This window comes from Pseudomonas sp. Sample_10, from assembly GCF_004321495.1.
In the GTDB taxonomy this organism is placed as follows: domain Bacteria; phylum Pseudomonadota; class Gammaproteobacteria; order Pseudomonadales; family Pseudomonadaceae; genus Aquipseudomonas.
On record NZ_RCOE01000194.1, the window covers coordinates 25803 to 37593 of the forward strand.

Annotated in this window: 9 protein-coding genes; 4 read left to right on the forward strand and 5 right to left on the reverse strand. The window is 60.7% G+C overall.

All coding sequences use genetic code 11. The features are described 5' to 3' along the window. Positions 1 to 392 precede the first annotated feature (392 nt). Positions 393 to 1361, reverse strand: a complete 969-nt coding sequence (locus tag D8U18_RS19015; RefSeq protein ID WP_056853185.1) for a LysR family transcriptional regulator — start codon at positions 1359 to 1361, stop codon at positions 393 to 395. 189 nt (positions 1362 to 1550) lie between these two features. Between D8U18_RS19015 and D8U18_RS19020 the strand changes: the two genes are divergently transcribed. The 4 genes from D8U18_RS19020 to D8U18_RS19035 all read left to right on the forward strand — a co-directional run bounded on the left by D8U18_RS19020 (position 1551) and on the right by D8U18_RS19035 (position 6497). After that, positions 1551 to 3050, forward strand: a complete 1500-nt coding sequence (locus D8U18_RS19020; protein WP_131108165.1) for an efflux transporter outer membrane subunit — start codon at positions 1551 to 1553, stop codon at positions 3048 to 3050. Positions 3051 to 3225: 175 nt separating this feature from the next. Then, complete coding sequence (locus D8U18_RS19025; RefSeq protein ID WP_130907934.1) at positions 3226 to 5418, forward strand: FUSC family protein; 2193 nt, start codon at positions 3226 to 3228, stop codon at positions 5416 to 5418. Then, positions 5408 to 5608, forward strand: a complete 201-nt coding sequence (locus D8U18_RS19030; RefSeq protein WP_056853182.1) for a DUF1656 domain-containing protein — start codon at positions 5408 to 5410, stop codon at positions 5606 to 5608. Before D8U18_RS19025 ends, D8U18_RS19030 begins: the two co-directional genes overlap by 11 nt. Before the next feature lie 25 nt (positions 5609 to 5633). Continuing rightward, positions 5634 to 6497 (forward strand): HlyD family secretion protein, encoded by an 864-nt coding sequence (locus tag D8U18_RS19035; protein ID WP_056853181.1) that lies wholly within the window; start codon positions 5634 to 5636, stop codon positions 6495 to 6497. A 126-nt stretch (positions 6498 to 6623) separates the two neighbouring features. Here the strand turns inward: D8U18_RS19035 and D8U18_RS19040 are convergent, their stop codons facing one another. The 4 genes from D8U18_RS19040 to D8U18_RS19055 all read right to left on the reverse strand — a co-directional run bounded on the left by D8U18_RS19040 (position 6624) and on the right by D8U18_RS19055 (position 11709). Then, positions 6624 to 7019, reverse strand: a complete 396-nt coding sequence (locus tag D8U18_RS19040; RefSeq protein WP_130931922.1) for a DUF4440 domain-containing protein — start codon at positions 7017 to 7019, stop codon at positions 6624 to 6626. 127 nt (positions 7020 to 7146) lie between these two features. Next, positions 7147 to 7971, reverse strand: coding sequence for an SDR family oxidoreductase (locus D8U18_RS19045; protein WP_131108166.1), 825 nt, complete (start codon positions 7969 to 7971; stop codon positions 7147 to 7149). A gap of 31 nt (positions 7972 to 8002) precedes the next feature. Further along, positions 8003 to 8467: a hypothetical protein gene (locus D8U18_RS19050; protein WP_056853178.1), complete on the reverse strand. Its 465-nt coding sequence runs from the start codon at positions 8465 to 8467 to the stop codon at positions 8003 to 8005. Between the two features lie 167 nt (positions 8468 to 8634). Further along, complete coding sequence (locus D8U18_RS19055) at positions 8635 to 11709, reverse strand: Ig-like domain-containing protein (protein WP_131108167.1); 3075 nt, start codon at positions 11707 to 11709, stop codon at positions 8635 to 8637. Positions 11710 to 11791 lie beyond the last annotated feature (82 nt).

Genomic DNA, 11791 nt, shown 5'->3' on the forward strand with positions numbered 1-11791 from the left:
GCGATAACGGTCTGCCAGCCGACCAACCTCTGCCAGATGTACCTCAATCCAATTGTAGGAGCCAACCTGCTCGCGATGACGGTCTCACAGCCAACCAATCCCTGCCAGATGTACTCCACCCCCTGTGGGAGCTGGCTTGTCAGCGATGACGGCCTGGCAGTCGACCAATCTCTACCATATGCCCCCAATCCCATTGTAGGAGCGAGCCTGCTCGCGAAAAACGCCCAGACACTGCGTTCATTCAGACAGGACACATTATCGTTGACGACCATCGCCAGCAGGCTGGCTCCTACAGGGGATCATCATATGCCCAAGCAAATAGGCCGGCCGGTAGCCCGCCCCCCGGAGCATGGATATGCACTCAATCAAGTTCCACTCGGCACCCGCCAACCTCAATTCGCTACCCGAACCCCACCCAGGCTCCCGCTCAGTTCATACGCCGCCAACTCCGCCTGATGCGCCGCCAACAACTCCGGCAGCGACCCACGCAGGTACTCCACCCACGTCTTGATCTTCGCATCCAGGTATTGCCGCGAAGGGTAGATGGCGTACAGGTTCAGTTCCTGGGATCGGTATTTGGGCATCACACGCACCAGCGTGCCGTCGCGCAAGCCGTCGATGGCCGCGTACAGCGGCAAGACGCCGACGCCCATGCCGCTGGTGATCGCGGTTTTCATGGCGTCGGCGGAGTTGACCAGGAACGGTGAGCTGTTGATGGTGACCATTTCCTGGCCATCCGGGCCGTCGAAGGCCCATTTCTCGAGGGGGATGACCGGGCTCACCAGGCGCAGGCAGGCATGGTTGAGCAGGTCGCTGGGTTTTTGTGCGCAGCCGTTGGCTTTGACGTAGGCCGGCGAGGCGCAAACGATGCTGTAGGTGATGCCCAGGCGCTGGGAGACGAAGCCCGAGTCCGGCAGTTCGCTGGCGAGCACGATGGAGACGTCGTAGCCCTCGTCGAGCAGGTCCGGTACGCGGTTGGCCATGGTCAGGTCGAAGGTGACGTCCGGATGGGTCTTGCGATAGCGGGCGATGGCGTCGATCACGAAGTGCTGGCCGATGCCGGTCATGGTGTGCACTTTCAGCTGCCCGGCCGGGCGTGCGTGGGCGTCGCTCGCTTCGGCTTCGGCTTCTTCGACGTAGGCCAGGATCTGCTCGCAGCGCAGCAAATAACGCTTGCCGGCTTCGGTCAGGGCGATGCGACGGGTCGTTCGGTTGAGCAGACGGGTTTGCAGGTGGGCTTCCAGGTTGGAGACCGCGCGCGAGACGTTGGCCGTGGTGGTGTCCAGTTGCACCGCGGCGGCGGTGAAACTGCCGGCCTCGGCCACGTAACTGAAGGCGCGCATGTTTTGCAATGTGTCCATGGGGTGCTCTCTTGGCGAATAGCAAATTGTGACACGAAGTTTCTGTTTTTTTACAGGCGACTAAAGATGACTTCCGGATTATCTCGTTAACGGTAACAAAGATTCACAGGATTCCCAGCTTATCGCCCTTCCGGTGGCCCCATAGAATTGCGCATCCCGCAAAACTCCCCACCTCAGGAAATCGCAGCAGTGCCGCGTCGCATCAGCAGAGCGCTTCAGCCGCTCAGTGTTTTCGCTTTAACCCTGGCAATCAGCGGCTGCATCGGAACCGGAGGTATTGGCCCGCAGGGCAAGGCGCTGGAGGCCGATTCACTGGTCACCGACGAAGCCATCCAGAGCGCCGCACAGGATGCGCATTGGCCCACCGCACAATGGTGGCAGGCGTATGGCGATCCGCAACTGAACCGCTGGATCGAAACCGCCATGCAAGGCAGTCCGACCCTGGCCATGGCCGCCGCACGGGTGCGTCAAGCCAAATCGATGGCCGGCATCGCCGAAGCAGCAGAGTCGTTGCAGATCAACGGCGAGTCCACGCTCAAACGCCACAACTGGCCCACCGATCCGTTCTACGGTCCCGGTGACCTGGCCAACAGCACCACTTGGGACAACAACGCCGCGCTGGGTTTCAGCTATGCCCTCGACCTCTGGGGCCGTGAAAGCAATGCCACCGAGCGCGCCGTGGACATGGCCCATATGACGGTCGCCGAAGCGCGCCAGGCCCAACTCGAATTGCAGAACAATATCGTGCGCGTCTACATCGAGCTGTCGTTGCACTACGCGCAACGGGACATCGTCGAAGCGACTTTGAAGCAGCAACAGCAAATTCTCGAGCTGGCGCAGAAGCGTTTGAGCGGCGGCATCGGCACCCATTTCGAAGTGAGCCAGGCCGAGACGCCGTTGCCGGAAACCCATCGGCAGATCGATGCGCTGGACGAAGAAATCGCCCTGAGTCGCAATCAATTGGCCGCGCTCGCCGGTAAAGGTCCGGGGGAGGGCGCGCAGCTTCAGCGGCCAACGCTGTCGTTGGGCGCGGCGCTGAAGCTGCCGTCGGCGCTGCCGGCGCAGTTGCTCGGTCAACGGCCGGACGTGGTCGCCAGTCGTTGGCAGGTGGCGGCGCAAGCCCGCGGCATCGATGTCGCTCATGCCGGTTTTTATCCGAACGTCGATCTGGTCGGCAGCCTCGGCTACATGGCCACCGGCGGCGGGGCGCTGGAGTTTTTGACCGGCAAGAAGCTCAACTACAGCGTTGGCCCGGCGATCTCCTTGCCGATCTTCGATGGCGGGCGTTTGCGCGCGCAGTTGGGTGAAGCCTCGGCCGGGTACGACATCGCGGCGGCGCATTACAACCAAACCCTGGTCAACGCGCTGAAAAACATCTCTGATCAGTTGATACGCCGCGAGTCGATGGACAAGCAGCAAACTTTCGCTGCCGAGTCGGTAGCCACTGCGCAGAAGACCTACGACATCGCGATGATTGCCTATCAGCGCGGGCTTACCGATTACCTCAATGTGCTCAACGCACAGACCTTGTTGTTTAAGCAGCAACAGGTGCAGCAGCAGGTTCAGGCGGCGCGTTTGAGCGCCCATGCCGAGCTGGTGACGGCATTGGGTGGTGGGCTTGGTGCGGGCGACGATGTGCCGAATGCCCAGCAGACCCAGCCACCGAAAACCCCGAGCCTTCTGAAGTGACTCGTCAGGCAAGGCCACTGTTGTGGCGAGGGAGCTTGCTCGCGCTTGAGTGCGAAGCACTCACAAGAACTTTGGGCTACCAGAGTTCTGGGGCCGCTTCGCTGCCCGGCGCGAGCAAGCTCGCTCGCCACAGGGTTTCAATCGTTTCCAGACTTTCCTGAGTGAACAAGACTCCATGACTCCCTTGCCCGCCCCTCTGCGCTGGCTGTACTCCCTGGAATGGCGCCGGGGTTTCTTTGATTGGGCACGCAGCGACGGCGTGACCTGGGTCTACATTTTCAAGGTGCTGATCGCGGCGTTCCTCACGCTGTGGCTGGCCATGCGCCTGGAATTGCCACAACCGCGCACGGCGATGATCACCGTGTTCATCGTCATGCAGCCGCAGAGCGGCCAGGTGTTCGCCAAGAGTTTCTACCGCTTCCTCGGCACCCTGACGGGGTCGGCGGTGATGGTGGCGCTGATTGCGTTATTTGCGCAAAACACCGAACTGTTTCTCGGCGCACTGGCGATCTGGGTTGGCATCTGCACCGCCGGTGCGGCGCGCTGCCGCAACTTTCGCGCCTATGGTTTTGTGCTGGCCGGCTACACCGCGGCGATGGTCGGGCTGCCTGCATTGGCTCACCCGGAAGGTGCATTCATGGCGGCGGTGTGGCGGGTGCTGGAAATTTCCCTGGGGATTCTCTGCTCGACCCTGATCAGTGCCGCGATCCTCCCGCAAACCGCCAGCGCCGCCATGCGCAACGCCTTGTATCAGCGCTTCGGCGTGTTTGCCCTGTTCGTCACCGATGGCTTGCGTGGTCGCAGTCAACGCGAGGCGTTCGAAGCCGGCAATGTGCGCTTCATTGCCGAGGCTGTCGGCCTGGAAGGGCTGCGCAGCGTCACGGTATTCGAAGACCCGCACATGCGTCGACGCAATGGCCGACTCAGCCGCCTGAACAGTGAGTTCATGGGCATCACTACGCGTTTCAATGCCTTGCACCAGTTGCTCGAACGCCTGCGCAGCCACGACACGGACCACGCGGTGGCGGCGATCAAACCGGGCTTGCAAGACCTTGCCGAATTACTCGACGGCTTCAGTGGCCGAGCGCTGACCAGCGCCGACGCGGCACGCCTGGTCACGGCGCTGAACGTTTATCAGGCAGGGTTGCCGGCGCGGGTGCGCAGCCTGCGGGCGATTTTTCAGGAGAGCGGGCCGAGCGACGACGAACTGCTGGACTTCCACACCGCGTATGAACTGCTGTATCGCTTCGTCGACGACCTGCACAGTTATGCACAGACTCACGCATCCCTGGCCGATCACAGTCATGAACGGGAGCGCTGGGACGAGCCGTTCACCCCGCAGACCAATTGGCTGGTGTCGGCGGCCTCGGGCATTCGCGCGGCGTTTATCCTGGTGGTGTTGGGCAGCTATTGGGTGGCAACGGCGTGGCCGAGCGGGGCGACCATGACCCTGATCGCCGCCGCCACTGTGGGCCTGTCCGCCGCCACGCCGAACCCCAAGCGCATGGCGTTTCAGATGGCGTGCGGCACGCTGCTCGGCGCGTTGATCGGCTTCGTCGAGATGTTTTTCATCTTCCCGTGGATCGATGGTTTTGCCTTGCTGTGCGTGATGCTCGCCCCGGTCATCGTGCTCGGATCATTCCTGGCGTCGCGACCGCAATATGCCGGCGTCGGCCTGGGCTTGTTGATCTTTTTCAGTACCGGTTCGGTGCCGGACAACCTCACCGTCTACAACCCCTACACCTTCATCAACGACTACATCGCCATGGTGCTCGGCATGCTGGTGTGCGCGGCGGCGGGGGCGATCATTCTGCCGCCCAACAGTCGCTGGCTGTGGCGCCGACTGGAGCAGGATCTGCGTGGCCAGGTGGTGTACGCCATCAGCGGCAAGCTCAAGGGGCTGGCGTCGAGTTTCGAAAGTCGCACCCGCGACCTGGTGCACCAGGCCTACGGCTTCGCGGCGGGCCAGCCACAGGTGCAGCGCAACCTGCTGCGCTGGATGTTTGTGGTACTGGAAGTCGGTCACGCGATCATCGAATTGCGCAAGGAACAGGCGATCCTGCCGGTGCACCCGGCGTATGCCGAATCCCAGCCCTGGCGCCAGGCGATCCGCGTGATGGGGCGCGCGTTGGTGCGGTTGTTTTTGCAACCGGGCAGCAGCAACCTCGAACGTGCTCTGATCGCTGTCGACCACGCGATCAGCCGAGTGCAGTCCACTGACGAACCTTTTGCTCCGCACTTCGACACCTCGGCGTTGCGTCGGGTGAAGAGCTACCTGCACTTCATCCGCACATCGCTGCTCGACCCGCAATCGCCCCTTGCCGCCCACGCCAATGCCAAGCCTGAAGGACTTGAACATGCCTCGTGAAATCGCCTTCCACGGCGTGTACATGCCGACCATGACCCTGATGTTCCTGATTGCCGCAGTGGTGGCCTGGGCGCTGGACCGGTTTCTCTCCGGGTTCGACCTGTACCGCTTTTTCTGGCACCCGGCGCTGCTGCGCCTGAGCCTGTTTACCTGTCTGTTCGGCGCGCTGGCGCTGACGGTCTACCACTGACTCTCTATCTCTGAAGAAGGCCCTGATGAAAAAGCTTTTCAGCCTGCTCGCAACCTTGCTGGTGCTGGCCCTTGCGATATGGATCGGCCGGACCCTGTGGGTGCATTACATGCAAACCCCATGGACTCGCGATGGCCGGGTGCGCGCCGATATCATCAATGTCGCCGCCGATGTCACCGGCGAAGTGGTGAACGTGCCGGTCCGCGACAATCAGTTGGTGAAAAAGGGCGACCTGCTGATGCAAATCGATCCCGAACATTATCGGCTTGCGGTCAAACAGGCGCAGTCGCTGGTGGCTTCGCGCAAGGCCACCTGGGAAATGCGCAAGGTCAACGCCCATCGTCGCGCGGATATGGACAACCTGGTGATCTCCCGGGAAAACCGCGACGACGCCAGCAACCTCGCCGACTCGGCGCTGGCCGATTATCAGCATGCACAAGCGCAACTGGAAGCGGCTGAACTCAATCTCAAACGCACCGAGGTCCGCGCAGCAGTGGACGGTTACGTGACCAACCTCAATGTGCATCGCGGCGACTACGCACGCATCGGTGAAGCGAAGATGGCGGTAGTCGACATGAACTCGTTCTGGGTCTATGGCTTTTTCGAAGAAACCAAATTGCCCCATGTGCGCGTGGGCGACCAGGCCGACATGCAGCTGATGAGCGGCGAAGTGCTCAAGGGCCACGTGGAAAGCATCTCGCGCGGTATCTACGATCGCGATAATCCAGAGAGCCGCGAACTGATCGCGGACGTGAACCCGACGTTCAACTGGGTGCGTCTGGCGCAACGGGTGCCGGTGCGGATACACATCGATGAAGTGCCGGAGGGTGTGCTGTTGGCGGCGGGGATTACCTGCACCGTGGTGGTGAATCCTGCGGCAGGCGGATAAAACCAAGACAGAAACGCTCTTGTGGCGAGGGAGCTTGCTCCCGCTGGGCTGCGTAGCGGCCCCAGGATGGCACTGCCGAGCAGTCCAACGGGAGCAAGCTCCCTCGCCACAAAAAAAGCGATTGCGTCAGCCTTGGCAAAAAGTCTCCTGCAAATGCCGCCAGAAGATCTTGCCTTTCACCTTCTCGAACACCACGGTGGAGCGGCGATCGGAATGCAGACCGGTGGCATCGGTCTGTCGTTCGCGGTAGCTGACCGTTGCGCCGCCGTCGTGCAGCGCCACGCCAGACAGTTCGCTAAGCTCGATGCGGAACCCGAGCTTCTTGCCGCCCGCCAGCATGAACAGCTCATTGAGCGCGTCGAAATCCAGCACCCGCCCCAGCGGCGAGACCATGGAAAATTGCGGTGAGAAACGCGCCAGCAGTTGTTCCAGTTCGGCAGCGTCGCGCTCTTCGGCCAGCCATTGTTCGATGGCTACGTGGGCCTGGATCACTTCGTCGAAGTATTCGGTGTAGTCGCTCATGATGGATTCCTGAAGTCGGTGGTGACGGTGCTGACGCCATCGCGGGCAAGCCTCGCTCCTACAGGATTAATGCCAATTCAATATCCTGTAGGAGCGAGGCTTGCCCGCGAAGAGCGATCTCGCGGAACTAGAGCTGCCCCCGCAACCCGAACCGCTTCATCAATCCCGATTCCAGCAAGCCCTTGGGCAACAAGGCTGCCAGCATTGGCAACGCCCGGCTGCCATTGCCCAGGCGAATCAATCGTGGCGGCTTGTCCTGCTGCACAGCCTTGAGCAGCCCGGCGGCAAATTCACTGGCCGGTGTCGGTTTGTCCTGGGATGCCCTGGCCCGTGCGCGAATGCCTTCGCGCAGCGGGAACCATGGCGATTGTTCGCTGATCAGTTGCTCGGCTTCGTGGCCGGCATTTTTGGCGAAACTGGAGGCGATGGCACCAGGCTGAACCTCCATGACCCGCACACCGAACGGTGCCAGCTCCATGCGCAGGGCATCGCTCAAGGCATGCACGGCGGCTTTGGACGCGCAGTAGGCACCGGCGAACGGCGTGACCAGAACACCGGACACACTGCCGATATTCACCACAATGCCTTGGGTCCGGCGCAGCACGGGAAACATCGCCCGAGTGACACCGACGATGGCGAACACATTGGTCTCGAACTGGCGTTGCATGGCCGGTACGCCGCCGTCGAGCAACGGCCCCATGGCGCCATAACCGGCGTTGTTGATCAGCACGTCTAGGCCACCGCATTGCTGGTTGATGCGCTCGCTCAACTGCTCAAGCGCCGCACCGTCGTTGACGTCCAGTTGCACGGCGACAAATCCGGCAGCGCTGAGCAGGGCGACATCTTCAACCTTGCGCGCACTGGCCCAGACTTCATAGCCGGCCGCCTTGAAGGCATCGGCGAGGGCGCGGCCGATGCCGCTGGAACAACCGGTAATCAACGCAACGGGCATGGCGCGGTCCTTGTGCAGAATGGAAAAGAGATCAATCGGAGAAACTACCCTGCAATCGCTCGGCGCGAAACTCCAGGGTTTCCGGACGGTAGCCGGGGCGCAGCGGCGGCAGTGGCAAGCAGTCTTCCCAGTTGCCGCCGGCCTGCAATTCGCCGGGGCCACGATAACGCGGGGCGCTGTATTGATTGTCAGCCAGGTTGACCGTGTCCCCCGGCGCATAAGCCGCCACCCGCCAACGCAGCTCGGTCAGCGGTACGTCATTGCCGTTGTTCAGGGTCAATTGCAACGGCCGGTCAGCGGGGCAGTGCTGCGGCGCATAGCTGATGCGCAGCTCCAGGCGTTGCAATTGCTTGAGTTCACGGTGGTCCATCCAGATGACCCAAGTGGCAACGATGCCCAGCCCTGCGGCGGCGGCCATGGACACCGGCAAGGCTTTGGCCGGATAGCGCAGCAACAGGATCAGCCAGGTAATGACCAGCAGGATGCCGATGAACATGACGCGAAAGCTCGAGCGGGGGAGAGAGGCATCCTACCTGAGGGTAGATGGGGTTGGCGATGGGCGGTTTGTGACACGCTATCTGCAATGAAAGCATCCCGGAGGGTTAGCAATAACGCCCTTTCTCAGACGAGAAAGGGCATTATTTGCGTCAAGAACAGCACCGGCTATGAGGCAATGCTTCCGTCATATCGGTTGTGGAACGTGAAGCTGACTGACTCATCAGCCCCGTGATAGACATAAATCCAACCTCTAATATCGGTAGTTCCTACCCCTGGTTCCTTGCCGGTAATGTGCACCGTCACCGGCACCGCAACCACCTTCGCCGTGAATTCAGAGGCGGCACAAACTCCAGTCCTCCAACGCCCACCAGCCCCACCAATTTCACGCGGGCCATCACGCTCAATGATTTTCACCTTGTTATGCCCCAGAGACATCTCCAATTCCGAAGAACTGAGATCCCATTCCGGCACCCTCAGCCGCACTGAAAAGCTCCCGCTTTGCGTGCTGGCGACGCAATTGAACGTCCAGCTCACGCCGTCGATCCCCAGCCTTTGAGGGATATTCGGTTCAGGGCTCACAACCACCCCAAGACCTGTGGCTTCTTCCGTCACTTCCAGAATCACGTCCTTGCCAAGCAACAGGCTGCGAGCTTTTGGCTGTATCGTCACTGTATGCGTTGCACCGATGCAGGGGTACGCCGGGGTGCCACCAAATATTTTGACAAAGGTATCGAAGTTGAGATCCACCTCTTCATTGAAATCCCGGGCAATCACTCGTCCTGGCAACTGCCAGTCCGGCAGTTTCGGGCTGGTCAATATCAGGCCGAAATAACCGCTTTTGCCTGGGTCGCAGATGATAGACCAATGTATGGTCTGTCCTTCCTCCAGCGGCTGCGGTGTGCCTAACGGCGGCTCAAACTTCAGGGCAAGCGCCTCGGATTCCCACAGGTCTTCGAGCGTGACGCTGGAACCGATCAACGGACTGCCGTTTGTGACCTTCAGCGCCAGCTCATGGGTTTTACCCTGTAGCAGGGCCAGATCCCCCTTGGCCAGGTCGACCTTCTCTCCCTCCAGATAAAGCTCGAAGGCTGGCGCCCAGACATTGTCGGGCAGTGCCGTGACCTCGAATCGTTCCGTCATCTCGACGCCCTGATTCTCGTTGGATAAATCTGCTACGACTATATGTTCACCCGCAGTGTCTGGTGTATAGAGGTAGCGCGCCCAGCCATCCGGGTCGGTCACGGTGGTGGCCCTGACGGCTTGTGTGTCCGCGACGCGCCATTCGACCTTCACTCCCTCAACGCTTTCACCGGTTTCGCCAGACACTACCTGAACCCGTAACAGCACGCTCTCACGGTTGCTCACCACCGGCTGGGCGAGCACCGGGCCGACGTCGCCGAACCCATACAGGGACTCCACCACCGAAAACGTACGCGGTTGCGTCCATTCAGAACCGTCATCGTCGGCGGTTTGCTGCGCTTGAATGGTATAGGTACCAATGTCCCATTCCTCGTTGGCATTCCAGCTCCAGTTCCTCACACCATTGACAGTGGCAAACGGAACATCGGGGTTATCCAGATGACGCAGGTGTATCTTTCCTCCGGTTACACCTGTGCCGCTGATCTTCGGCTTGCGTAAGGTTTGACTATCACACGTCGGCCTATCAATCACGGGTGTTCCAGGCGGTTGTTTTACCGTGAACCGGTGAGGCTCACTCCAGTCGGACTCCGGGCCGTCTCCCTTCTGTTTTACCTGAAGGGCGTTCGAGCCAGGAACCAGGGGGGTCTCGAGCTTGAACTCCAATATGCCCTCGGCATCCGCAGTGTCCGAGTGCAGCGTCTCTGAATCCTCAAGCCGCACGGTGATCAGTGCACGCGGCAAGCTGCCGGTCACTTTGATGATTGGACGCGTCGGGGTTTGCAACCCAGCAGGCGGCAGTTCGAATTGCGGGGCTCGAGGCTTATCGTCCGCGACGGTGAAGGTGCATATCTCGCTGGGGTCGGACTCCACAGTGGCCACGGTCTGCACGACATAGACGCTGTTGGTGCCCGGCGACCAGTCAATCGTCGGTGTGAAGATGTAGAGATACTCCTGGAACCTGAAGATACCGACTACCGGGACACCTGTCTCAGTGTACATCGCCAGCGTGGTTGGGATTTTCAAGTTAGCGTGAATGACCAACTCTTTTTGCGCTGCGACTGGGGGGTATGGTTGTTGGATCTTCGGCTGGGGTGGCTTGACCGCAACGGTACACCACTCGCTGGGATCGGACGCTGCACCGGCCACGGTCTGCACGACTCTGACCTTGTTACCCACCTCCCAGCTCCAATAGAGTTTTTCGAAGATGTAGTCATCCCCGCGGCGGGAGAATTTGCCCCCTACGAAGGGGCCATCCTCTGTAAACATCGCCAGCTCGACATCGCCGGAAAACACATTGGTAATGGTCAGCACTTGCCTCGATGAGGCTGGGATGGGGGGTGGAATGATCACCGGCTTGGGTGGCTTTATTGGAATTGCACACAGCTCGCTGGGGTCGGACGATGCACCGGCCACGGTCTGCACGACTTTTACCCTGGTGCCCAGTGCCCAGTCATCCGTCGGTGTGAAGGTGTAGGCAGTCCCCACTCGGACAAAGTTGCCGACTACCGTGTCGCCCACCTCATTGAACATCGCCAGCGTGACGGCGCCGGAAAATACATTGGTAATGGTCAGCACTTGTTTCGCTGCGGCCGGGATGGTGGGGGGGCTAATCGCTGGCTTGGGTGGCTTCACTGCAATCGAGCGAACATCGCTGGGGTCGGACGACACACCGGCCACGGTCTGCACGGCCTTTACTCTGGTGCCCAATGCCCAGTCCTCCGTCGGTGTGAAGGAGTAGGTAGTCGCTTCGCCGATAAAGTTGCCGGCTACCGGGTCGCCCGCCTCAGTAAGCATCGCTAGCTCGAGGTCGCCGGAAGACACCCTGGAAATGGTCAGCACTTGTCTCGCTGCGGCCGGGATTGAGGGGGAGATAATCACTGGTGGGTTTGGCTTCACTGCAATCGTACACAGCTCGCTAGGGTCGGACGCCGCACCGGCGAAGGTCTGCACGACTTTGACCCTGGTGCCCGACGCCCAGTTATAGCCTGGTGTGAAGGTGCGGATCGTCCCTGTTTGGCTAAAGGTACCGATTACGGAAAAGCCTCTCTCATTGAACATCTCCAGCGCTTCAGTGCCGGAAGATACATTGGTGATAGTCAAAACTTGTTTCACTTCGGCCGGGATGGGGGGGGGCTTGATCGCCGGCTGGGGTGGCTTCACTGCAATCGTACACAACTCGCTG